We start from the raw sequence: 26,540 nt of genomic DNA, 5'->3' as shown, positions 1-26,540 counted from the left end.
ATGGTGCAAATTTCTACCTATCTTCAACTTCTACGTGCATTGTTTATCTTTACGCGAGAAGGAGTTATTAGCGCTATCCCTAGTGATGGCCTTCAAGGATTTCCAGCAGTATATCACCGTATAGCGAGTACCTTAGCGCGACGCAAAACACAGAAAAAGCACCGATCTGAAAATATATCACATGCTATCAATAAACTTGGCCCGTCATACGTCAAACTTGGTCAATTTCTTGCTACTCGGCCTGATATTGTTGGGCGCGATATTGCAGCCGATTTAGCTCAACTCCAAGATCGTGTTCAAACTTTTCCCTGTGCCGATGCAATTGTTCAAATCGAAAATTCTCTTGGCCAATCTATTAATGATCTATTCACAGATTTTCACCCACCTATTGCTGCTGCTTCTATTGCCCAAGTTCATCCAGCTGAATACTATGATAAAGCAGGTCACAAAAAAAAATGCGCTGTTAAAGTTATCCGTCCTAATATCAGAAACCGTTTTGCAAAAGACCTTAAAGGCTTTTATCTCATTGCCCATTTACAAGAACGTTATATACCTGCCTCGCGGCGTTTACGTCCTGTTCGTGTCGTTGATACTTTGGCACAAACAACACAAATTGAAATGGATTTGCGCTTAGAAGCAGCTGCCATATCAGAAATGGCTGAAAATACTCAGCATGATGCAGGTTTTCGGGTACCAGAGATTGATTGGGAACGAACAGGACGAAATGTTTTAACAATGGAATGGATTGATGGCATAAAAATGTCTGATATTCCAGCACTTAAAAAAGCTGGTTTTGATTTAAAAGCTTTAGCAGTTACGCTCATTCAATCTTTTCTCCGTCATACTTTACGTGACGGCTTTTTTCATGCTGATATGCATCCTGGTAATTTATTTGTTGATCCACAAGGATGTATTGTTGCGGTTGATTTAGGAATTACAGGACGACTCGGAAAAAAAGAAAAGCATTTCCTTGCTGAAATTCTTTATGGTTTTATTACTCGCGATTATCATCGTGTAGCATACGCCCATTTTGAAGCAGGTTATGTCCCATTACATCATAATATTGAAAGTTTTGCTCAAGCCAACCGAGCTATTGGTGAGCCTATTCATGGACAATCAGCACAAAGTATTTCTATGGCCAGATTGCTCACACTCTTATTTGAAGTTACTGAATTATTTGATATGAAGACCCGACCTGAACTTTTATTACTGCAAAAAACCATGGTTGTTGTTGAGGGCGTAGCACGCTCATTAGATCAAGATTTTAACATGTGGAAAGCTTCTGAACCAATTGTCAAAGAATGGATTAGCAAAAATTTAGGACCCGTAGGACTCGTAAAAGATTTGAGTGAAGGGACACAAGCATTGCTCTCACTCGCACGTCAAACTCCGCAATTGATACAAAATTTCCAACGGATAGAAGAGGGATTAAGTAAAATGACGAAGACAGGACTTTATCTTTCTCCTGCTACTCTTAAACAACTTGCTTTTGAACAAAGCCGTACTAACCGCTATAATCGTTATAGTTTATTCATTATTGCCTTTTGTTTGCTTTTTGTAACTTTTTTTCTTTTTCCTTCTTTCTAACTTACACAATATATTAAATATTAAAGAAGGTGCAATTAATGAAATTATTGCTATCATTTTAATATCTCGGATGTATGATGTTATGACTAATATTACCCTTCGAAATGTATCACTTGAAATTCAAGAATTTCTGCGCATACGCGCTGAGCAAAATGGTATTTCTATAGAAGAAGAAACTCTTCACTTATTAAATAATCTGGTAGAAACATCCATCATATCACCACTACAAACAAGCACTATTGAAAAACAATCATTAAAATCAAAATCTATTCTCCTTATTATTGGTGGAAGTATTGCAGCCTATAAAGCACTTGATTTGATTCGCCGTTTGCAAGAACGTGAAGCAAATTTAAACATTGTTATGACAACAGCGGCTCAAAAATTTATTACTCCTCTAGCAGCCGAAGTTCTCAGTGGTAGCAGTGTATATAGTGATTTATTTTCAGGTGAAAAAGAACAAGATGTTTCTCATATCCGATTAGCGCGTCAAGCTGATTTAATTATTGTAGCACCAGCCACTGCTAATCGTATTGCAAAAATAGCTACTGGAATAGCGGATGATTTAGCCAATTGCATCATTTTAGCAGCACGTTGTCCACTTTTAATTGCTCCTGCAATGAATCCAGCTATGTGGACGCACCCAACAACTATTCGTAACATTGCAAAATTACGTGCAAATGGAGTCCACATGGTAGGGCCAGAAGTTGGAGAAATGGCTGAACGAAACGAAAAAGGTTGTGGACGTATGAGTGAACCTCTAACCATTGTAGCTTCAGCAGAAGCACTTTTGAGTGCACAAAAAAAATCACTTTGTGGTCGTCACTTCATTGTAACTTCTGGGCCTACTCATGAACCAATCGATCCGGTGCGTTACCTAGCTAATCGCTCATCAGGCAAACAAGGACATGCAATTGCAACAGCATTAGCCAACTTAGGTGCAACAGTGACACTTATTTGTGGACCTGTCGGTCTTGCTGATCCAGAAGGAGTAAAAACTATTCATGTGGAAACAGCTTGCCAAATGTTAAAAGCCGTGCAAGAAGCACTACCTGCTGATGGTGCTATTTTTGTTGCTGCTGTTTGTGACTGGCGCAGCCAAACGCAACATTTACAAAAAATAAAAAAGGAATCCAATCAAACACCACTCTCTTTGCATATGATCGAAAATCCCGATATTCTAGCTACGATCGGTCATGCTCCAAATCGCCCACCCCTTGTGATTGGTTTTGCTGCTGAAACTTGCGATATCATTGCCAATGCACAAAAGAAATGTGTTAAAAAAGGGGCAGACTTCATCCTTGCAAATGATGTTTCTCTCCATGCGGACAATACGAACATTATGGGTTCTGATACAAATGAAATTTTTTTCGTGAGTAAAGATAATATTGAACACTGGCCACATATGAGTAAACAAAAAGTAGCTGAAAAATTGGCAAATGCTGTTGTATCATTTTTCTCTTTTCTTTCTCCTGTTTGTGAGTAAAAAACAAAAAAATTTGTTTTAAATGAAAATAATTGACTTTAAAATATATAATTTAAGCTACAAATATTATATATAAAATGTTCTTCATTTCACCTCCTGTTTTTTATTATTCCTTTTTTATTTCTTATTCATGATTTTTACTGCTGCTCATTACGCTCTACAGCGCCTTTTCACCCAGCAATATCGTACTATGATATGGAAAATATTAGGACTTACTTTTCTTGTCCTTGTTATAATATGGTTATGTACATACCAGTTTTTTATGCCCTACTTTTCTCTTTGGATTGCTCATTTTATTCCTAGACCAACCTATTGGACAGAATGGATAGAATTAAGCATACTTATTATTTTTAACCTTGGTCTGTCTTTTTTGATAGCCTTTTTTATTGCTCCAATCGCAGCAATGATTGGAAGTTTTTTCATTGATAACGCTGCTGAAATTATTGAAAAAGAAGATTATCCAAATGAGCCTACTGGAAAAGCTATGTCATTTGGATACTCTTTTATTCTTGCTTTAAAATTTGTTATTTTAAGTTTTTTCGGAAATGGAATTGCTTTTTTCTTGTTCTTTATACCGAGCATCAATTTAATTGCCTTTTATGTGATTAATGGTTATCTATTTGGTCGTGAATATTTTGTATTCGTTGCTTATCGTTTTCGATCTAAACAGGAGGCTCACGCTTTTTTACGAACACATCACACTACTGTTTTTGGTGCAGGTTTATTGATAGCGTTTTTTGTTTCTATTCCTATCCTTAATTTATTTACACCACTTTTTGCAGCTGCCTTTATGACGCATTTACAGAAAATGCTTTCACATCAGACTTCGCACTTGTCACACTAAAATAATAGCACTTGATCAATTAAAATAAGAAAAATAAAATGAATAAAAGAAATATAATTTTATAAAACCAAATCGATTTCATACAATTTTATAATATAAAAAAACATGCGTTCAAATTTAGAATATGCAACTTTAAAATTATTGAAATAATTAATGCTACAATAAAAGATTGCACTTATTTTTCTAATTATATTTTTCTCAAAAATCCCTTACAATAAATTCATTATTATCAATTATTTATACAATAGGACCACAATGCAATTTGACATTAAAATAAAAAACCAACAAAATAAATTATCTTAATTGATAATAATTTTATTATGGAAAGCATTTTTAAGCTATTATCATAGCATTAAATGAAAAGAGGAAAGCAAACATGATACAATTAAAGGTAGGTCATCCATAAAAGAATTAAATGAAACAGTTTATTGTCTGTCTGGCGCAAAGATAAGTCTAACCATTCAGTCCTACATTCCCTCAACCCATACATAAAGTGTATAACATTTCATAGAGAGACAAAAAAGATGAACTGGATTACAAATTATGTTCGTCCTAAAATCAATTCCATATTAGGGAACCGTGAAATTCCAGATAATCTATGGATCAAAGATCCCACCAATGGTCAAATGGTTTTCCATAAAGATCTGAAAGCTAACCAATATGTGATTCCTAATTCCGGCCATCATATGCCTATTAGTGCCAAAAATCGTCTTATGCATTTCTTTGATGATGGAGTTTATACGCTGATTGAAAATCCAAAAGTTGTCATAGATCCATTAAAATTTCGCGATGAAAAACGTTATATTGACCGGTTAAAAGATTATCGTTCTAAGCTTGGTGTTGATGATAATATCTTAAATGCACGAGGTACTATTGAAGGTTTACCAATCATCGCTACTGTTCAAGATTTCGCTTTTATGGGCGGGTCACTTGGCATGGCTTCGGGAGAAGCTATTATAAAAGCTTTTCACACCGCCATTACAGAGAAATGCCCTTTAGTTCTTTTTGCAGCTTCAGGTGGGGCACGAATGCAAGAAGGAACATTATCACTCATGCAAATGCCACGTACAACGGTAGCAATTGAAATGATGAAAGAAGAAAAATTACCTTACGTCGTAGTTCTTACTAACCCGACCACTGGTGGTGTTACCGCTTCTTATGCTATGCTAGGCGATATCCATATTGCTGAACCTGGTGCTATGATTGGCTTTGCAGGACCACGTGTCATCCAACAAACAATCCGTGAAACTTTACCTGAAGGTTTCCAAAGTAGTGAGTATCTCTTTGAACACGGTATGATTGATATGGTTGTCTCTCGTTTGCAAATGAAAACCACTATTGCACGGCTTTTACGCTTAATGACAAAAAGTCCTGCAACTCTTAAACCTTCTAATCCATCATCAACTAAACCTGTAAATTCTAACTTCTGAAACAAAATCCATTAAATTATGAAAAAAAGCTGTATGCAACAGGTGGTAGATGATTTAATAAAGATCTATCCTAAAAAGTGTGATCTTTCTTTAGATCGTATTTCACGTCTTTTAGAATGTCTCGGTAACCCACATTTAAATCTTTCACCTATTATTCATATTGCCGGAACAAATGGTAAAGGGTCTGCGTCAGCTATTTGCCGAGCTCTCCTAGAAAGTGCAGGCTATCGCGTTCATGTATACAGTTCTCCTCATTTGGTTAATTGGAATGAACGTTTTCGACTAAGTCACAAAGGAGGAAGCCAATTTGTCACAGATAGCCTATTGATCAAAACAATTCATCAAATTATAGAAGTGAATTGTAAAAAACCTATCACTGTTTTTGAAGTTTTTACAGCAGCTGCTTTTATGTTGTTCAGCACACATCCAGCTGATGCAATCATTTTAGAAGTTGGATTAGGAGGACGTTTTGATGCCACAAATGTCATTAAAAAGCCAGCTGTATCGCTTATCATGCCCATTGATTATGATCATGAATCTTTTCTTGGTAACACAATTGCACAAATCGCTTTTCAAAAAGGAGGAATCATTAAATCAGAAGTCCCTGTGATTATTGGTAAGCAAGATCATGATATAATTTCTCCTCTTTTAAGTACTCTTGCTACCAAAAAAAAAGCACCTTATTACATTTTTAACCAAGATTATAAAAGCTATAAAGAATACGGGCGTATGGTATTTCAAAACAATCAAGGTCTACTCGATCTTCCACTCCCTAAGCTTATTGGTGATCATCAAATTGCCAATGCGGGTGCTGCTATTGAGGCAGTTTACAAAGCAGGCTTTCGACTTTCAGAACAAGTCATAAGCAATGCTTTGCAAAATCTTTATTGGCCAGCAAGAATGCAGCATCTTACTTACGGACAATTGGTTGATCAACTTTCTCCTAATTTTGACTTATGGTTAGATGGTGGTCATAATCCTGCCGCTGGAAAAGTCATCGCAGAAGTATTAACCCAATGGAAAAAAAGATCAAATCGCCCCATTGTTATGATTGTTGGTATGCTTAATACCAAAGATAGCATCGGTTATTTTTGTCCTTTAGTTAATCTTGTCAAAATAGTATATACAGTTCCTTTGGTTTCCAGCAACGCGGGTGTTTGTCCCAAAATTTTAGCAGAATCAGCTCAAAAAGCAGGACTTATCGCTGACCCACAGGCTAATCTACAAGCTGCATTTCACAAAATTAGTTTAGAACACAAAGAAGCGATTGTCTTAATTAGTGGTTCTTTTTACCTTGCAGGCGATATTTTGCGTGACAATCAAACACCACCATGTTAGCAATCAGGTGTTTTAGCACTTTAATAGATAGGACTTTTGATCATGAAACTTGATTATGCCCTTTATCAAAATCCTAAACTTATCACTGTTTTTGGGGGATCAGGTTTTGTAGGACGATACATTGTGGAGACCTTAACTAAGCGGGGTTATCGAGTACGTATAGCTGTGCGTTGTCCGCAAAAAGCTTATTATATGTTACAAATAGGCGAAGTAGGACAAACACAAATGCTTAAAACTGACGTCAGAAATTATGCTTCGGTTGCAAATGCACTATCCGGAGCAGATGGTGCAGTTTTTCTTCCTGGAGGTTTAGCGCAAACAAACAAACCAAATTTTCAAAATATACAAGTTGATGGTGCGCGAAATGTCTCTGAATTAACAATCAAAGCTGGTATTCCTCTCATCTATATGTCAACACTTATCACTGACAAAAATGCCTCATTTTCTTACGCACGTGCTAAAGCTCTAAGTGAGCAAATTGTTCGTAATACGCATCCCCAAGCAATTATTATGCGCTCATCTGTTATTTTTGGGCCAGAAGATTGTTTTTTTAATGTTTTAGCAAATTTCTCTCGTTTTATGCCAATCATGCCACTTTTTGGTGGTGGACAAAGTAAATTACAACCTGTTTATGTTGGTGATATTGCCAAATTTGTTGTACATGCTTTAGAAGGACACGTTATCTTAGGCAAAAGTTATGACCTTGGTGGGCCCAAAATTTTTACTTTTCAAAATGCTCTTGAAGAAATATTAAAAGTTATTCACCGTAAAAAAAGAACAGTTCCTCTCCCTCTTGCTGCTGGACTTTTTATCGGAGGTTTCTTTGGAACTCTTGGTAAATTCCCCCTCTTTCCGACACTCATAACAGCTAATCAAATACGTTTTTTACAAAGGGATAATATTGTTTCTCAAGAAGCTAGAGATAATGGATATACTTTAGAAGGAGTAGGAATTATTCCTAAATCGATGACTGCTATTTTACCAAGTTATCTATGGCGGTTCCGTCCACAAGGACAGTTTTCTCATAATTTATCAATTTAATGTATCTCCCTTTTATAACCAAATTCACTTTCACATTAAACAAAGAAAAAGGTCCAGGATATTGAAGTATCCGTAGATCTTCTATTTTCTCAAAATGCAATTTTATAACGGTTTTTTTTTCTTTATAATGATTTTTCCTTGTATCCAAAGAACTTTAAAAACCTTTTTTACTCAGCTCCTCACATCACCATTTAAAACATTATAATACATGCCTGTTGCACAAACTTACGGACATTTAAAAAGGTTTTTTTCGTATAAACAAATATTTGTATTTACTTGCATTTCTTTTTAATTTTTCCTACCGTTTTGAAAAAATAATTTTGAAAGAATAAAAATGGCTGCTCAAGATTATGTTATCAAAGATATCGCACTTGCTACTTATAGCGGTAAGGTTGATATTGCGGAAATGGAAATGCCTGGTTTAATGGCTTGCCATAAAGAATTTTTTTCCAGTCAACCTTTACGTGGAGCATGTATTTCTAGTTTATTACACATGACCATTCAAATAGGTGTTTTGATTGAAATATTAAAAGCAATTGATGCCGATATACGATGGAGCTCTAATAATATTTTTTCTACACAAAATCACGCAGCTGCTGCAGGTACTACCGTCTTCATATTCAAAGGAGAAACATTTGAAGAATATTGGATTTATATTGATGCAATTTTTCAATGGCCTGATGACAAACTTTCCAATCTTATATTAGACGATGGAAACGACGCTACTAACTACGTTTTAATAGCTAGCTGTGTAAAGGAAAACAAAGATATTTTATCTCATCCTACAACAGAAGAGGAAGAATTTTTTTTCAAACAAATTCAAAAACGTATAACTATACCAGGATTTTTTACGCGTCAGCGTACAGCAATAAAAGGTGTTAGCAAAGAAACCATAACGGAAGTACACCATCTTGATCAATTACAGAAAAAAGGACTTTTGTTTTTTCCCGCCATTAATGTCAATGACAGCGTTACAAAATCAAAATTTGATAATAAATACGGATGTAAAAAATCACTAGTAGACATTATCCGACACGGAACAGATTTGATGATAGCTGGTAAAATAGCTATTTTCTGTGGTTATGACAACGTTGGTAAAGGTTCAGCAGCCTCTCTTTCAGATGCTGGAGCACGTGTAAAAATAACAGAAATCGATCCAATTTGCCCTTTTCAAGCCGCTATGAATGGTTATGAAGCCGTTACTTTGGAAGATGCAGCTTCTAGCGCCGATACTATTATAACTACGACTGGAAATAAAAATATTGTCCGCTTAGAACATATGAGACAAATTAAAAATATTTGTATCCTAGGAAATATTGGCCATTTTGACAATAAAATCCATGTATCGGCTCCTAGGAATCTAACAGGAACAAATATTAAATCAAAAGTTGATATGATTACTTTTCCTGAGGGCAAACACGTAATTTTATTATCTGAAGGCCGTTTGTTAAATCTTGGTAATTCTACAGTTCATCCTTCTTTTATCATGTCAGCTTCATTTACTGATAAAGTTTTAGCGCAAATTGAACTCTTTACCAATGCAGAAAACTATAAAAATGAAGTAATGTTTTTGCCTAAATATCTCGATGAAAAAGTTGCAGGTCTTCACTTTGATCGGTTAGGAATAAAATTAAGCGTTTTATCGGAAGAAAAAGCCGCCTATATTGGTATTTCCCCAAAAGAACCTTATAAGTCAGATCATTACCGTTATTAGGATATTTTCTTAGTGCAGAAGAAAAAGCCCAGTGTGCATAACTTTATATTCATATTCAAAGAAAAAACACAAAAAATTGCTCAACTTTGTGTTGATGTTTTTTATTTCTTATTCTTTTTATTTCCAGTATATGCTTTTGCTCAGACCTCAGTATTTCATCTGCTTCCTTCTTTCACTTGGTCAGATGAATCGCGACTTATCATAGTGCTCTTTGGCAGTATTTCTTGCTCGTCACTTTTCATATGCATAATAGTTATTATAAATACAAAAAGAGCTTTATGGAAATCTTGGAAAATGATTCAGGCTAATCTTTCTGAAAAGCTCAAAAATTATGAATGGCTTCTAGAAGAAACAGGCCAATGCCTCTTTATTTGGGACAATCCAACAGCCTTACCCCGTATAGTTGGCAATATTCCCGCATTGCAAAAAGCAGGTATTCATCAAAAAGATTTTCAGTGTTTTGAAAAATGGCTTGAAAAAAACTCTTTACAGCAATTTGATCAAGCACTCACTCAACTACGTTGTAATGGTTGCTCTTTTGAACTTTCCGTCACCACTACAAGTAAAATAATGTTGCAAATTACAGGAATTATCGCTGGAACAGCAGCTATTGTCCGCTTTCAAGACATTTCAGCACAGCAGAGTGAAAATATTCGATTACAGAAAGATGCTATCCAAATCCTCACAGAACTGAAAATGCAGCGTAATCTTCTTGATCATATTCGAGAACCAGTATGGATTCGAGATTGTGAAGGAAAAATCTGCTTTACCAATCGTGCTTTTCGGGAAATGACAAATTTTCAAGAAAATAATAATATTGTTGATCTTTTCAATGAAACAACACTATGCACAACAGATGAAACAGAAGCAATTTTTCAAAAGCATGTTTATACAGTGGTTAAAGGAGAACGGCATCATTTTCATCTCACACGTATTACAACAAAAGAGGGAATGGCAGCCTTTGCTCGTGATGACAGTGCATATGAAAATCTTGTCAAAGAAATGGGACGCATTCTTCAAAGTCATTGTGAAACACTCGACCAAATTTCAACGGCTGTAGCAATTTTTGATGCCAATCAAAAATTAAAATTCTGCAATCATGCTTTTAAAATTTTATGGCCATTAGAAATTTCTTTTTTAGAGAGTGAACCAAGTCATTCATTGTTTCTCGAACATTTGCGTGAAAAAGGTTTTATTGGTGAACATCCTGATTGGCGAGTATGGAAAGAAGAGCTTTTAAAAGTTTATCGACTAACAGAATCGAATCAACAAATTTGGAATCTTCCTGATGGACGTACAGTGCGTGTTATTTCCAGTCCTCATCCTCAAGGAGGTGTTACCTGGCTTTATGAAAATCTTACAGAAAAAATTGATCTTGAGCGACGCTATAATACACTAATTAAAATACAAGGTGAAACACTTGACAAACTATCTGAAGGAGTTGTGGTTTTTGGTACTGATGGACGTCTGCGTTTATCGAACCCAGCTTTATCGAAATTGTGGTCGCTCCCTCATAATTTACTAGTAGAAGGAACGCATATTACTCAATTACAAAACCACTGTTCTGCTTTAACAACAGGAGAAGAATGGAAACAATTTACACAATTCATTACTGGTTTTGCTGAAAAACGTGATGCATATTCAGGCCGCATAGATTTAAAAAGTGGAATAATAATTGATTATACACTCGCACCTTTGCCTAATGGACAAACAATGCTAACTTTTGTTAATGTTACTGACACTGTCCATATCGCACGAGCCCTACAAGAAAAGAATGAAGCGTTAGAAAAAGCTGATCGTCTGCGCAACGAATTTGTCCAGCATGTTTCTTATGAATTACGCACGCCTCTTACTAATATTATCGGATTTTCTGATATTTTGCGCGACCAAATTTTCGGTTCTATTAACGAGCGCCAACAAGAATATCTTGGTTATATTCATTCAGAATCAGGAGTTCTTTTAAATATTGTCAATGATATTCTTGACCTAGCAACTCTTGATGCAGGTATCATGATATTGGATATAAAACCAGTTCACATTGCTGAGGCGATGACACAAGCAGTAGCACGAGTAGAGGAACGTCTCCACGGACGTCAAATCACACTTTCACAACATATTTCTCCTTCCTTAAAATTTATTTCTGCTGATGTAAAACGTTTACATCAGATTTTTGTGAATGTTCTTAGTAATGCTATCAATTTTGCAACGGAAAAAAGCACAATTGAATTTCGTGCTGATACACAAGGCGATCATATAATCTTCAGTGTTCATAATGAGGGGTCTGATATTCCAACCGATATTCTTGATCGGATTTTTAAACGTTTTTCTTCTCATTCCCATCACGGTGGACGTGCAGGAGCAGGTCTCGGTCTTTCTCTTGTTAAAAGCTTTGTTGAACTCCATGATGGACGGGTTGAAATTTTTACTGGCATGGGTCAAGGGACAACAGTTAAGTGCTTTTTCCCCAATAAAGAAATAGGAGTTTTGTAATCTTGCTTTTTATTGTCGTTGTAAAATTTTTCCCATTAATTTTAGGAAATTTAAATGAATTTTAGTTTTTTTCTTGAAAGTGAAGAAGCAACTATACTTTTCGCGCAAGATTTAGCGCTTGCCCTAAAACCTGGTGATCTTGTGACATTTCAAGGTGACCTTGGAGCAGGAAAAACAACTCTTATACGTGCACTCATTCGTACACTTGCCAATAATTTTACTATGGATATCCCAAGTCCTACTTTCAATCTTGTCCAAAGCTATCAACTTCCACAATTTGAAGTGCTTCACGCTGATTTTTATCGCCTTTCGAGCATTGAAGAAATTGATGAGTTAGGACTTCATGAATCACGTAAAGAAAATGTTTTGCTCATTGAATGGCCAGAAAAAGGAGCAGAGATTTTAGGACCAGTTACTTTTGCTATCACCTTAAAACATAAAGATTGCGGACGTTATATCACTCTTACCTCTGCAGTACATGCTAATGAACGTCTGCAACGATCTTTTGCAATTCGTGCCTTTTTAACAACTCATGGACGCAGCCACATTCAGCGTCGTTTTTTAGCTGATGACGCCTCAGCACGTTCCTATGAATTATTAGATAGTGGAAATCATCAAGAAGTCCTAATGAATGCACCAAGCATGCAAATGGCGCAAGACGTAGACTCTTCCTATGCAAACATAACACATCTCGCAAAAGATATAAGTCAATTTGTAGGCATTAGTCAGCTCATTTTAGATAATGGTTTCTCTGCCCCTCATATTTTTGCCAAAGATCTTAAAAATGGTATCTTAATTTTAGAAAATTTAGGATGCGAAGGACTTTTAGATCAATCAGGGAATCCTATAGAAGAACGCTATATTGCTTGTAGTGAATTGCTAGCTACTTTTCATCAAAAGTCATGGCCTTTAGAAAAGCAATTTGCAACATTCAGGCTTCAGATTCCCTTTTATGATTGCCAAGCCATGCAAGCAGAACTTTCCTTATTACTGGATTGGTATCTCCCTTTTCAGAAGAAAAAAACTTTAAACAAAGAACAGCGTGAAGCTTTTTTTACCTGTTGGCAACCTTATCTGGATCTTTTAATCCAAGGAGAAAATACGTTTGTTATGCGCGATTATCATTCGCCCAATATTCTTTGGCGTAAACATAAAAAGGATATTGACCGCATTGGTCTCATTGATTTTCAAGATGGTGTAAGTGGACCAACAGTTTATGATCTTGTTTCTTTAGCACAAGATGCACGTCTTTTTATTTCATCAGAACTTGAAGATAAAATTCTCAATACCTATTGCAGTGCACGCCATCAAGCACTCCGCCCTTTTGATGAAGATGAATTCCGCAAACTTTATGTGCTTGCAGGTACTCAGCGGGTTTCAAAAACTTTAGGAATTTTTGTACGCCTTCACCAACGAGATGGGAAATCATCTTATCTCAAACATCTACCTCATCTTCAAAATTATCTTATCCGTAATCTTTCACATCCCATCCTTGCTCCTTTACAAAGCCTTTATCAAGAAATAGGATTTTTATCAGAAAGTGAAGCTCTTAACAGAGATATTTTAAACGCCTAACTATTTTACTCCTGAAAAATATCCCCTCTGCAACAATCATTCATTACGATGAGATATGTTATACATGCATTATCTTAAATTCAATTCCCCTCAACTTTTGATTAAAAATAAAATAGGGCTTTTCAATTCCCCCTGAATAAAAATTAGTATACAATAATAATCAATAAAGTGAAAATTATGTATCAAAATAGAGCAAAATGACCCGTAAACCCCGTGTATTTTCTATCTCTCCCGGAACTCCTTTTCTGCCTTATTTTGTTGATGCTCTCCTCTCTGGAACTCTTATTGATAACTTTGCATCAAATGGGAATATCCAAACTGCTCTTGCTGATACTCTTATTTATGTACCAACACGTCGTGCTGCTCGTGCTTTACGCACAGCTTTTTTCGAAAAAAGCCATACACAATCTAGCTTTTTGCCAACTATATGCCCTTTAGGGGATATAAATGAAGAACGTTGTCTTTTTATTGAAAATAATACAAATACTCTGATAAACACCCCCCCTATTGGAGAGATTGAACGTCTTCTTCTTTTAGCACGTCTCATTCGCCTTTGGCGTGAAAATTTGCCTACTCATCTAAGGTCTATGTTTGACACAGAAGATGTTTTTATTCCTGCCACTACTGCTGATGCAATCTGGTTTGCCCAAGATTTAGCACGCTTGATGGATGAAGTGGAAACAGAATCCGTAGATTGGTCAAAACTTAAAGAAATTGTACCGGATATGGTTGCTGAATGGTGGCAAATAACCTTAGATTTTCTCACTATTGTGACACAAAGCTGGCCACAAATTTTAAAAGAAAGACAACAATGCAACCCTGTTGAATGGCTTAATCAAACATTTAAAATGCATGCAGATATTTTACACCGCACACAACCTAATAAACCTATTATCGCTGCAGGTGTAACAAGCTCCATTCCTACAATTGCAAATCTTTTAAAGGTGATTGCCTACTTACCAAAAGGAGCTGTCATTTTTCCAGGCCTTGATGTTCAAATGGATGAGACACAATGGAACGCCTTAGGTGCACTTAATAAAGAAAAAATAATCTTTGATCCTTCTCACCATACTGCTGTTTTTAGCCATCCCCAATATCATTTAAAAAAGCTTTTATCTCTAATGAAGTGCCAACGCATCCATGTTCGCGAAATCGGTCAACAAAGCGCTATAAAAATCCGACGTGCTGCTCTTTTATCAGAAGCGCTGCGACCAGCCTCCACGACAGATTTATGGGCACAAATCGTACGTGATGATTATGAAGATATTTGCGCAGACTGGTCATTGATTGAAGCTCCCAATGAGCGTGAAGAAGCTTTAGCCATTTCTATTGCTTTACGAAATGCCATTGAAGACCCTAAAAAAAATGCAGCTCTTATTACAAATGACCGCAACTTAGCCCGTCGTGTAGCAGCTGAATTACAAAGATTCGGAATTGAAGCAAATGATTCAGGTGAAATACCACTTGCACAAACATTACCTTCAACCCTATTACGACTTCTTTTAGAAAATATTTTTAAACCTGGTGATCCCATTGCTTTTCTTTCTCTTCTCAAACATCCACTCACAACATTGGAATACAATCGTAATTATTTACGTGAGATGACTGAGAATTTTGAATTACTTGTCCTTCGAGGGAATGCTAGTCCTATTAATCTTTGTGAATGTGATCAATTTTTTAAAACATGGATGAAAACACATTTTCATAAGATTTCTAATAATTGCGCTCTTGATTTACAAAAGACTGAAGAAGCAGGTTTTCTTTGTCATCTTTTAGTCAAAGCAGTTGAACCCTTAGTGTTCTTAATAAAACAAGATAGAGAATGTACTATCAATGAAGCTGCTATAGCAACTGTTAAAGTTTTTGAAAATTTTGGTCGTGATGCTGATAATTCTCTTAGACATCTTTATCAAAATGAAGCAGGCACAGCCTTAGCGACTTTTTTGCGTGAATTGGTTAGTGACCAATCAGGATTAAAATTTCGTCTTCACGAATGGCCTGCTCTGTTTTCAGCTCTTATAGCCACGCGTTCTGTGAGTCCTTCTCCTGGAGGGCATCCGCGTTTGTTCATTTGGGGAACTTTGGAATCGCGTTTGCAAACCGTTAATACAGTGGTTATCGGTAGTTTGAATGAGGGATCATGGCCGATAAAAACCCACAATGATGCTTTTTTATCGCGGCCAATGAAAATGACTTTAAATCTTGAACCACCAGAACACCGTATTGGCCTTTCTGCACATGATTTTCAATGGGCTATGGGAATGGATCAAGTGATAATGAGTCGGGCCACACGTATTAATCATACTCCTTCTGTTCCTTCACGCTGGTTACAACGTTTAGAAACGGTTGTAGGCAAACAAGTTTGGAAGCAAATCCGCACACGAGGAGAAATATTACTACATTGGGCAAAAATGCTGGATAATACAAATAGCATCGTTCCTGCGGAACGACCTTGCCCTGTGCCACCACTTGACATACGTCCACGCCATTTTTCAGTAACTGAAATAGAAACATTACGACATGATCCTTATGCCATTTATGCAAAAAAAATCTTACGACTCAAACCACTTAAAGCACTCATTCATGATCCTTGCTCTACCGAGCGTGGAACACTTTATCATGCTATTCTTGCTGCCTTTTGCACACAAATAAAAAATCAAAACGCCACCGATATGCTAGATATATTAATGACTATTGGACGTAAAGAATTTGATAAATTAAATTTACCTCCTGATATTGAGGCAGTTTGGTGGCTAAATTTTGAAAATTTTGCTCCTTTTCTGATTCAATGGGAACAGAGCCTTGGATCTCGAGAACGATATGCTGAAGTTATTGCCCAACACACACTAATAGGAGAAACAGGAGTAACTCTTTCAGGACGCGCTGATCGTATTGACATTTTGCCAAATAAAACAATTGAAATCATTGACTTTAAAACCAGTATTCCCCCTTCATCTACCCAGGTTATCAACTTATTTTCCCCACAATTAGCATTAGAAGCAGCTTTATTAATGCAAGGAGCTTTTATAGACTTTAAAGGTCTCACTCCCTCGAATTTACTTTATATTCCCTTAAAAAGAAAAGGTGAAATTAAACCTATAGCCATTATAAATAAAAAGACAAAGGATCAACAAAATGTAATCTCTCTTGGTAAAAAAGCATGGAAACATCTTATCTCACTGATGAATTATTATCAGAATCCACAACAAGGCTATCTTTCAAATGCAATTCCTTTAAAAAAATCTTATGAAGGTGACTATGACCATTTAGCAAGATTATTGGAATGGTCTATTGGTTTCAATAAAACAGATCAATCATGACTATTTTCTCTATTCCTCAAACAGCTCTTAATACACAAGCAAAAGCCACCGATCCGATAAAAAATGTCTGGGTTTCTGCTAATGCGGGATCTGGAAAAACTCATGTTTTAACCGAACGTGTCATCCGCTTACTTTTAAATGGAACACCTCCAGCACGTATTTTATGTCTTACCTATACTAACGCAGCCGCTTCTGTTATGCAGTCGCGTATTTTTCGTACACTTTCCAGTTGGAATCAGTTTGATGATAAACAGCTTCAAAAAATCTTATCTAATCTCGAAAATAAACCTGCTAATGCAAAAAAACTTGCCAATGCGCGTCAATTATTTGCCCGTGCTCTTGAAACACCAGGTGGTTTAAAAATCCAAACTTTTCATGCATTTTGTGAATCTTTATTACACCAATTTCCATTAGAAGCTAACATTGCTGGACATTTTGAACTGTTAGATGATATAAACCGAAAAAAATTATTAAAGCAAGCCCGTAGCAAACTTTTAACTCATCGTGATGCACAACTAGCGTTAAAAGAATTATTTAAAGTCATCAATGAAAATACACTCAATCAACTGCTCTATGAGGCTACCCAAAAACAGCATGAATTATCTGATTTCTTACCCTTAATCCTTTCTGAAAACGGAAAAGAACAATTACGTACATTTTTTAATTTAGCACCGAATGAAACAAACCAAAAACTGCTAGACAAAATTCAACAAACTGCTACACTCCCTTCTTATGCAATCAAACATTATCAGACCTATAGTACCCCAAAAAACAAAGATATAATCGAGAAATTCTTACAGTTAGCAACAGCATCTGATGAAACAAATATCATCAATCTTGTTTCAAATATTTATTTTGTAAAAGCAGGAAAACCACGTGATTTTTCACGCTTATTCTCCAAAAAATCAGACGAAATCTGGCCTTTTATCGAAAAGGAAATTGAAGATAAACAAAATCAGCTTTCTATTCTTTTAGAGAAATATCAATGTTTAAAACTCATTACACTTAATATAGCTGCTTTTCAGCTTTGTTATATTTATCTTAAAATCTATGCGGATTTAAAAAAAGTCAATAACGTTTTAGACTTTGACGATCTCATTGAACGTACACTTCATTTATTGCAGCACAAAGGTGCAAGCCAGTGGGTACAGTATAAACTCGACCGTGGAATTGATCATATTTTGCTTGATGAAGCACAAGATACCAATCCTAAACAATGGCAAATTATTCAACTTTTAGCGCAAGAGTTTTTTGCAGGTCATAGTCAACGCACAAACATACGTACTGTTTTTGCTGTTGGTGATGAGAAACAATCCATCTATTCTTTTCAAGGTGCTGTACCAGAAAATTTTGCTGAAAATGGCCGAATGATTCAAAAAAAAGTCCAACAAGTTGAACAAAAATTTGAAAAAATACAACTCAATTATTCTTTTCGCTCTACAGCTGACATCCTTAAAAGTGTTGATCTTGTGTTCGAAACCCCTGAAAATTATAAAGGGCTTTCAGCAGAACATGTAAAGACAGTGCACGAACCTATCCGTGTTCATAGTCCAGGTGATGTCATTATATGGGACACCATTTCCCAAAAAACAAACGAACTTCCTGATGACTGGCTCTCAACTGTTGATCATCTGGATACACCTCAAATACGTTTAGCAGAAAAAATTGCTGAAACCATTGCCAATTGGTTGAAAAATGGTGAAATGCTCCCAGCAAAAAAACGTTTACTGCGTGCTAGTGATATTATGGTTTTAGTTCGTAAACGTGACCAATTTGTTTCTGCCCTTTCTCGTGCACTCAAACTACGTCATGTTCCTGTAGCTGGTGCTGATCGTTTACAATTAACTGCTCATATTAGTGTACTTGATTTAATGGCACTTGCACGTTTTGTCTTGCAACCGCAAGATGATCTTTCTCTTGCTTGTGTTTTAAAAAGTCCACTTTTTTCCCTTAGTGAAAATGAACTTTATCAGCTTGCTGCTCAACGTAAGGGGTCTCTTTGGGAAAGCCTTTGTACTCATACTTCATCGCATGCCTCTTTTAAAACTATTTTTGATCGTCTCAACACATATCGCGCTTTAGTTGATAAAATGCCAGTCTTTGAATTTTATAGTTATATTCTCAACAATGATAAAGGACGACAGAAAATTCTTGCCCGTTTAGGAACTGAAGCGAATGAAGTGCTTGATGCTTTTATGGATCACACACTCACTATTCAAAAAACTGGACTACCAGGATTACAAGCCTTTTTGGAAATATTGAGTATAAATGAACCAGAAATCAAACGTGAACTTGATCAAAACTGTGAAGAAGTAAGAATTATGACCGTTCATGCTGCCAAAGGGCTAGAGGGAGCTGTTGTCTTTTTGGTCGATCCAGGGAGTGCAATATGGCATCCAAAATATGCACCACACTTTCTTAAATTCTTCTTAGGAGATAAACAAACTTTCATCTGGCGTCCAAATGCACAACACCACACAAAGCATTTTGACAAAGTGCTTTCACGTTTAAAAGAACGTGCTGAAGAAGAATATAAACGTCTTCTCTATGTGGGTATGACACGTGCTGAAGATCGACTAATTATTTGTGGTTATAGTAATCAGAAAGAAACCCCTAACACATGGCTGCAATTAGTGAAGAAAGCCCTTAAACCTCATGCAGTTTCTATAAAAGGTCCTGCAGAAGATATTGCAGCTTGGCGTTACTGCATCACATCTTCCTGTTCAACGCCAATGTATCAAGAAATACCTTGTGACGCTCACCATGTCTTTCCACCTTTACCTGCTTTCTTTCATGATAAAATGCCTACAGAATCAACCTTATCAAAACCTTTAAGACCCTCTGTTGCTGGCATCATTGATGCCAAGACTGAATTTTTTCCCAATAAAAAACATTTTAGTCTCTCACCTGTTCTAGAAGAAAAAAATACTAAGAGAACTTTTTCTATTGAATATGGTAATTTTATTCACAAATTACTGCAACATCTTCCCAATTATACCCCCACAAAGCGCCAAGATTATGCGCAATTCTATTTAAATACAAAAGCTTCTCATTGGCATAAAACCCAAAGAGAAAACGCCCTCCATCATATTTGGAAAATCTTAGATAATCCCAAACTTAAGCCACTTTTTTCTCGCTTTTCACATGCTGAAGTCGCTCTAATGGGTATCGTGAAAATTAATGGTAAAGAACAAATAATTTCTGGTCAAATTGACCGTTTATGTATCACCGATAATAGTGTCTTTTTTGCTGATTTCAAAACTGGTCTTCCACCAGAAAACGATACTGATATTGCTCAACGCCATTTACTACAAATGGCTCTTTATCAGAAATTGTTGCAAGCTATCTATCCTAATAAAAATATGCAAGCTCTTCTCATTTATATTAAAAAAGCCAAGATTTTTAAACTGCTTCCTGAAAAACTTGACGCACTTCTTGATGAAATGATTTTATAAAAATAAAAAAGAAAATTTTTTCTAAAAAGTTTATTATAATTTATTTTTGCAATAACTTAACATAAATAAATCATATTAAAATAATAAAGGATAAATTGGTGACATGTATAAAAATTGATAGTAGCAACTTTGAAAGCGAAGTTCTCACTTCTTCTCTTCCTGTGGTTGTTGATTTTTGGGCAGAATGGTGTGGTCCTTGCAAAAGTATTGCACCAATTCTTGATGAAATTGCAACAGAAATGCAAAACCAGATTAAAGTTGCTAAAATTAACATTGATGAAAATCCAGAATTGGCTACCCGATACGGAATAAGATCGATTCCTACTTTGTTAATGTTTAAAAATGGAGAGGTATCATCCAATAAAGTTGGAGCTTCTTCTAAAGGACATCTTGTTGAGTGGGTTAAAAATAACCTCGGTTAAATTTCCTTGTGATTCTTTTTCGATAAGAAAGGAGCTCAGATAGCTCCTTTCTATTTTTCTTTTAAAAACAGTCCTTCTGCAATTGCAATCTTAAGATATTAAAATTCTTCAAAGAAATAATTGTGTCAACTACTCGTTTATAATCAGTGATACATAAGGTTATGAACTTATATATTTATATTGCTTAAAAATTGTATATTTATATTGCTTAAAAATTGAACACCGGAAGAATTTTTCACAATCGAAATCAGACAATAATATCATGTTCTAATTTTTATGATGGCGTAATTGGTCATATTGTAATGATTTTTTGTTTGTGCTGTCATAAGAATTTTAAACCGTAAAGTGATAGTCAAAATGCAATGGTGTTTTAGCTTATGTATGTATTGATCTCGTGAAACCAATTTAAGAAAAGAACATATTCAAAAAATTACGTGTTAATCATTAGGATTGAAAAGCTGATAAATGCATGGATTATAACTGTTGTTACAAGTGTAATTATGATGGGTAATGCTCTTTTAGTTTTTCGAATTCTATTAATTACTGATTTAAATATTATTGATTTTTGAGCCGATTGCTATAATGAGTCTTTATTATCTATTATAGATTAAAGAATGAATATATATGTAAATATCAAAAATAATAAAACTCTTTAAATCACTGTCGTTTAATGGATTTGAGTAAGTTAATTGCGTCGAATGCAATCGCCGCTTAAGACAAATTCAAAAAAAATTTTACAAATTTTAGCTGAAAAAACTGCTAAGCTAATAAATCTTGATAAACAGCTAGTTTTTAATGTTATTTTACAATGTGAGAAATTGGTAACAAGTGTAAGAAATGGTATTGCGATTTCTCATAGAAAATTTTCTAATATTGAACACATTATAGGTGTTGTGCTTACCTTGAAAATCCTGTTGATTTTAAAGCTCTTGATGACAAACCTATTAATCTTGTGTTTCTTCTTCTAATACCGAAGCATGCTGGTTCAGATCATTTAAAAACTTTGTCAAAAATTGCTCATGCTTTACGTTATCCTGATGTTATTGAGAAATTGTGCCGTACACATGATGCTAACACAGCTTTATACTATATTGATTTATACTATATTGATTCAACATCTCATGCAGTTTAAAGAGAAACAAAAAATATAATGTAGATATTCTATAAACTCAATCAAATTAAAATAAAAATGATGTGATTTGTTTTTAAAAATATCCAATTTTAAAAGTAATTATATGTTCTTCTTATTTTTATTTTGGTTAATTCATATTATCAAAGATTTTATAGGTAATTTTTTATTGTCATGTTTTTAAAATTTTCTATTTAAGTTATCAGTCAATAGAATTTTAAATTATTCTTCAATCAAGTGACTTAATGGAGGAGAAAGTTATTTTTGTGAATACTGTTCTTCCTTATTGCGCTTTGTGTCATTCTGGTTAATGATTTTTATAAAGGATACAAAGGTCTTTTTATTTTCAAGATACTAAATGTGTATAATTTTATAATGGTTATTTGCTTAAAGCAATTTATTTTAAAAATTAAGTTATTAATTTTTTTTGATTAAAAATAAGATTACTGGCTTTATTTGATTTTTTCCAATTATATTTGCAATCAGATTTAATCAAAAAAACAATGACTGAATGCGTTTAAAAAAAATTAAATTAAGCTAAAAATTTTATGGAAAATCAACGTATTTTTTTCTTATTCTGGAATCGCATTATAAAAAGCATTAAGTTTTTATATAAAAAATCTGATTATTGAATAAAAAATTCATGTTTTAGTAATAACTAAAAGGTCACAATTGAATCAAAGACTTATTTTGACTAGAATAATATTTTCTTTTGTGAACAATTGAAAAAATTAAGACGTATTATCCGGCCTTTATTAAACTTTGCTAATGGAAGAAATTTTTTAGAAAATAAAAAAGTGAGTGAGATGAAGATGTTTAAAAAGATTTTTATTCTTGTATGTGTTATGATTATGACTGTTGTCAGTCCGGCGTGGACACAAACACCAAACCGTTTACAGCAGTTTGAAGCTTGGGGAGCTTATTCTTATAAATCACCAGAAAACACGATTTGCTACATATTATCAGTTCCTTTAAAGGCACTTCCAACGACTGTTAAGCATGGTGATAATTTCTTTTTGGTTACCAAACGTTCTAATTCTCCTGTCTTGTTTGAGCCTCAGTTTATGGCTGGTTATAAACTTAAAGAAGGATCAAAAGTTACTGTCACCATTGGAGATAAGGATTTTGACTTTTTTACAAAGGATTCATCAGCTTGGTTAACATCATCAGGAATGGAAAAACAGCTTGTTGCTGCTATGCGTTCAGGAGCAAATATGACAGTAAAAGCTACCTCAAAACGAGGAACTCACACCACTTATACTTATTCTCTAAAAGGAGTGACTGCTGCGTTAAATATGGTACAAAAATGCAATTAAAATATTTATAATTCTAAAACAAGTGACAAAATGGAAAATCATGGCCATTTCATATGACCTTAGATCTGTTGGAACAGATCCAATATTAAACGCAGAGAATACTATAGTAACAAAACAGTCTAAGTTATCTTTAATTGGTTTATCGCGCGATGAAATGACACAAGCTTTACAAGTCATTGGTGTACCAGAACATCAAAAGGGGATGCGTGTACGTCAACTTTGGCATTGGCTTTATGTGCGTGGTGTTTCTAATTTTGATGAGATGTTAAATATTTCTAAGCCAATGCGAGAGATGTTTAAAGATCATTTTTCTATTGCGCGTCCTAAAATTGTTGCAGAACAAATATCACAAGATGGTACTCGTAAATGGCTTTTACAATTTCCGGCCTCTGGAACTGAAAGACCTGTTGAAATTGAAATGGTTTATATCCCTGAAGAAAGGCGTGGTACTTTGTGTATTTCATCTCAGGTAGGATGCACGTTAACTTGTTCTTTTTGTCATACGGGAACGCAAAAACTTGTTCGTAACTTAACAACTGAAGAAATTTTAGTGCAACTATTAGTTGCCCGTGATTGTTTAGGTGATTTCCCTGATAAAAATATACCTGATGGTGCGATTATTCCAATTGAAGGACGTAAAATTACTAACATTGTTATGATGGGTATGGGAGAACCTCTTTATAATTTTGAAGCGGTCAAAAAAGCTTTATTGATTGCTTCTGATGGAAATGGGCTTTCTTTGTCGAAACGTCGAATTACCCTTTCAACCAGTGGAGTAATTCCTGGAATTATACGAACAGGAAAAGAAATTGGCGTTATGTTAGCGATTTCACTCCATGCGGTGCATGATAAATTGCGAAATATACTTGTTCCAATCAATAAAAAATATCCTCTTGCTTTGTTGATGGAGGCTTGCCGTAATTATCCTGGCCTTTCGAACGCTAAGCGAATTACATTTGAATATGTTATGCTGAAAAATGTGAATGATAGTTTGGGCGATGCAAAACGGTTAGTTCAATTGCTTAAGGGTATTCCTGCTAAAATCAACTTGATTCCTTTTAATCCATGGCCTGGAAGTAATTATCAATGTTCTGATTGGGAGCAAATCGAACGTTTTGCTGATATCGTTAATAAAGCAGGTTATGCTTCACCTATTCGCATGCCACGTGGACGTGATATTTTAGCTGCATGTGGACAGCTTAAATCGGCTTCAGAGCGTTTACGCAAATCTGAACGTATGGAGCTTGAAAATATGACTGACAATGAATATGCTTAATTTTTTAAGATAAGCAAACGTAGAGCAAAACTAGTGAAAACTCCTGCAATAAACCAATCAAAAAAACGCGCGTAAAAAGGGTTTTGTAGAAAACTTTTAGAAAGTTTATTGGCCATAAAAACCATAGAAATTGTAATAGGCAAAGAAATAGGAATATAAGAAAGGCCCAAAATAAGTAATTTTTGGGTAGCCATAGGGTCATTAGCATTGATAAATTGTGGTAAGAAGGTCACATTAAAAAGGATAACTTTAGGATTTAAAAGATTAATTCCAATACCGGTTAAATAATTGCGTTTAAGACTATGACGCTCTGGAGATGTTTCTTTTAAAGAAAATGTTGAATGTTGACGCAATAACTGAAAGGCAAGCCATAAAAGATAAAAAGCCCCAACGATTTTAAGTAGAAAAAAAGCGTGCGGTGAGGTGAAAATAAGCGCTGATAGACCAATAGCTACAGCGATAACTTGAATAGTAAAACCCGTTGCGCTTCCGAAAGCACACATAATTCCGGCTTTTTTACCTTGTGCAATAGTACGTCCCACTGAGAGCATAACATCAGGCCCTGGAATAAGAGCAAAAACTAACGCTGCTAAGAAAAATTGTACAACGATAGACCATTCGGGTAAAAATGACATGTCAATCTCTTCTATACTTGGAAATAAGTAGTCATGACTTATACCTTTTACATAATTTCTTTTTACACTTTTTCATTTTTTTTGCATCTTTTTTACGCTGATTTAAAGAAATTATTTTCATTTCTTGCATGGTTTTTATTTCTGAGTAAAAGATAAAGAGAATATATAACATAGAGCTTAAAAATGAAAAAATGGAAAGATATTAAAAAAGTTGTTTTAGCTTATTCGGGGGGATTGGATACATCAATAATTCTCAAATGGTTGCAAAATGAACTAGAAGCTGAAGTTGTAACTTTTACTGCAGATTTAGGTCAAGGAGAAGAGCTGGAGCCTGCGCGTCGTAAAGCTGAAATGCTTGGTGTTAAAAAAATTTATATTGAAGATCTACGCGAAGAATTTGTGCGTGATTTTGTATTTCCGATGTTTCGAGCAAATGCGGTTTATGAAGGCGTTTATCTTTTAGGAACGTCGATTGCTCGTCCGCTTATTTCAAAACGTCTTGTTGAAATTGCCAAAGAAACCAATGCAGATGCAATCGCTCATGGAGCAACAGGAAAAGGCAATGATCAAGTACGCTTCGAACTTTCTGCTTATGCTCTTAATCCTGATATTAAAATTATTGCTCCTTGGCGTGATTGGAATTTTAAAAGTCGAACAGATTTGATTGAATTTGCCCATGCGCACCAAATTCCTGTAGAGAAAGATAAACAAGGTGAAGCGCCTTTTTCAGTAGATGCGAATTTACTACACTCATCATCGGAAGGAAAGATTTTAGAAGATCCAGCTATCTCTGCTCCTGAATATGTGCATATGCGTACTCTTTCACCAGAAGCTGCACCAGATCAAGCAACCATAATCACGATTGGTTTTAAAAAAGGAGATGCTATTTCAATTAACGGAGCAGTTTTATCTCCTGCAGATCTGTTGGCTCAATTAAATAGTTATGGGCGTGAAAATGGTATTGGTCGGTTAGATTTGGTAGAAAATCGCTTTGTAGGTATGAAATCACGTGGTATTTATGAAACACCAGGGGGAACTATTCTTTTAACTGCTCACCGAGCAATGGAATCCTTAACATTGGATCGTGGTGCGGCTCACTTGAAAGATGAATTAATGCCGCGTTATGCAGAACTTATTTATTATGGTTTTTGGTTTTCACCTGAGCGTAAAATGTTACAAGCAGCTATTGATTTATCTCAAGAAAATGTTGAAGGTGAAGTGACATTAAAACTTTATAAAGGAAATGTGATTGTTGAAGGTCGCCAAAGCGAAAAATCACTTTATTCCGATAAGTTGGTGACCTTTGAGAATGATCAAGGCACTTATGATCAAAAAGATGCAGCAGGTTTTATTAAATTGAATGCATTGCGTTTACGAACATTAGCAGCACGTTCATCGAAATTATAAAATTGTCTTGATAAAATTTATAAGAAAAGGCTTTTTATGTAAAATCTTTAATTTAGTATTTTCTTTAACTTATTTTTG

At 35.0% G+C, this 26,540-nt stretch carries 16 protein-coding genes and 1 pseudogene; 16 read left to right on the top strand and 1 reads right to left on the bottom strand.

All coding sequences use genetic code 11. The features are described 5' to 3' along the window. From ubiB to rlmN, 15 genes and pseudogenes are all read left to right on the top strand, one after another. Positions 1-1,587, top strand: coding sequence for a 2-polyprenylphenol 6-hydroxylase (gene ubiB, locus T420_RS0104600; RefSeq protein ID WP_013544403.1), 1,587 nt, complete (start codon positions 1-3; stop codon positions 1,585-1,587). A gap of 82 nt (positions 1,588-1,669) precedes the next feature. After that, positions 1,670-3,070, top strand: coding sequence for a bifunctional phosphopantothenoylcysteine decarboxylase/phosphopantothenate--cysteine ligase CoaBC (coaBC, locus tag T420_RS0104595; RefSeq protein WP_026501181.1), 1,401 nt, complete (start codon positions 1,670-1,672; stop codon positions 3,068-3,070). Between the two features lie 130 nt (positions 3,071-3,200). Then, complete coding sequence (locus T420_RS0104590) at positions 3,201-3,914, top strand: sulfate transporter family protein (protein WP_013544401.1); 714 nt, start codon at positions 3,201-3,203, stop codon at positions 3,912-3,914. A gap of 524 nt (positions 3,915-4,438) precedes the next feature. After that, positions 4,439-5,344: an acetyl-CoA carboxylase, carboxyltransferase subunit beta gene (gene accD / locus T420_RS0104585; RefSeq protein WP_013544400.1), complete on the top strand. Its 906-nt coding sequence runs from the start codon at positions 4,439-4,441 to the stop codon at positions 5,342-5,344. Positions 5,345-5,362: 18 nt separating this feature from the next. Beyond that, positions 5,363-6,682, top strand: a complete 1,320-nt coding sequence (locus tag T420_RS0104580; protein WP_026501180.1) for a bifunctional folylpolyglutamate synthase/dihydrofolate synthase — start codon at positions 5,363-5,365, stop codon at positions 6,680-6,682. A gap of 42 nt (positions 6,683-6,724) precedes the next feature. Further along, complete coding sequence (locus tag T420_RS0104575) at positions 6,725-7,723, top strand: complex I NDUFA9 subunit family protein (protein ID WP_013544398.1); 999 nt, start codon at positions 6,725-6,727, stop codon at positions 7,721-7,723. 334 nt (positions 7,724-8,057) lie between these two features. After that, a complete protein-coding gene (locus tag T420_RS0104570) occupies positions 8,058-9,437 on the top strand; it encodes an adenosylhomocysteinase (protein WP_013544397.1) in 1,380 nt (459 codons plus the stop codon). Positions 9,438-9,449: 12 nt separating this feature from the next. Beyond that, complete coding sequence (locus T420_RS0104565; protein WP_013544396.1) at positions 9,450-11,927, top strand: sensor histidine kinase; 2,478 nt, start codon at positions 9,450-9,452, stop codon at positions 11,925-11,927. A gap of 54 nt (positions 11,928-11,981) precedes the next feature. Further along, complete coding sequence (locus tag T420_RS0104560) at positions 11,982-13,502, top strand: bifunctional tRNA (adenosine(37)-N6)-threonylcarbamoyltransferase complex ATPase subunit type 1 TsaE/phosphotransferase (RefSeq protein WP_013544395.1); 1,521 nt, start codon at positions 11,982-11,984, stop codon at positions 13,500-13,502. Between the two features lie 197 nt (positions 13,503-13,699). Then, positions 13,700-16,822, top strand: a complete 3,123-nt coding sequence (gene addB / locus T420_RS0104555) for a double-strand break repair protein AddB (RefSeq protein ID WP_013544394.1) — start codon at positions 13,700-13,702, stop codon at positions 16,820-16,822. Continuing rightward, positions 16,819-20,277 (top strand): double-strand break repair helicase AddA, encoded by a 3,459-nt coding sequence (gene addA / locus T420_RS0104550; RefSeq protein WP_013544393.1) that lies wholly within the window; start codon positions 16,819-16,821, stop codon positions 20,275-20,277. Before addB ends, addA begins: the two co-directional genes overlap by 4 nt. 98 nt (positions 20,278-20,375) lie before the next feature. Beyond that, the gene (gene trxA, locus T420_RS0104545; RefSeq protein WP_013544392.1) at positions 20,376-20,699 is read left to right on the top strand and encodes a thioredoxin TrxA; all 324 of its coding nucleotides are present in this window, start codon (positions 20,376-20,378) and stop codon (positions 20,697-20,699) included. Positions 20,700-21,369: 670 nt separating this feature from the next. Continuing rightward, positions 21,370-21,831: pseudogene (locus tag T420_RS07000) on the top strand (PTS sugar transporter subunit IIA). 809 nt (positions 21,832-22,640) lie between these two features. Beyond that, positions 22,641-23,144: an invasion associated locus B family protein gene (locus tag T420_RS0104535; RefSeq protein WP_013544388.1), complete on the top strand. Its 504-nt coding sequence runs from the start codon at positions 22,641-22,643 to the stop codon at positions 23,142-23,144. A gap of 40 nt (positions 23,145-23,184) precedes the next feature. Continuing rightward, positions 23,185-24,420 carry a dual-specificity RNA methyltransferase RlmN gene (rlmN, locus tag T420_RS0104530; RefSeq protein WP_013544387.1) on the top strand — a complete coding sequence of 412 codons (1,236 nt, stop codon included), beginning with the start codon at positions 23,185-23,187 and terminating at the stop codon, positions 24,418-24,420. On the opposite strand, the gene T420_RS0104525 is transcribed toward rlmN, so the two are convergent. Then, a complete protein-coding gene (locus T420_RS0104525; protein ID WP_013544386.1) occupies positions 24,417-25,055 on the bottom strand; it encodes a LysE family translocator in 639 nt (212 codons plus the stop codon). The genes rlmN and T420_RS0104525 overlap by 4 nt on opposite strands. A gap of 183 nt (positions 25,056-25,238) precedes the next feature. Between T420_RS0104525 and T420_RS0104520 the strand changes: the two genes are divergently transcribed. Next, complete coding sequence (locus T420_RS0104520; RefSeq protein ID WP_013544384.1) at positions 25,239-26,462, top strand: argininosuccinate synthase; 1,224 nt, start codon at positions 25,239-25,241, stop codon at positions 26,460-26,462. Positions 26,463-26,540 lie beyond the last annotated feature (78 nt).

Origin of the sequence: Bartonella clarridgeiae ATCC 51734, assembly GCF_000518185.1 — a bacterium.
In the GTDB taxonomy this organism is placed as follows: Bacteria; Pseudomonadota; Alphaproteobacteria; order Rhizobiales; family Rhizobiaceae; genus Bartonella; species Bartonella clarridgeiae.
Note: the sequence above shows the minus strand (reverse complement) of the source record. Positions and strands in the feature narration are given on the sequence as shown.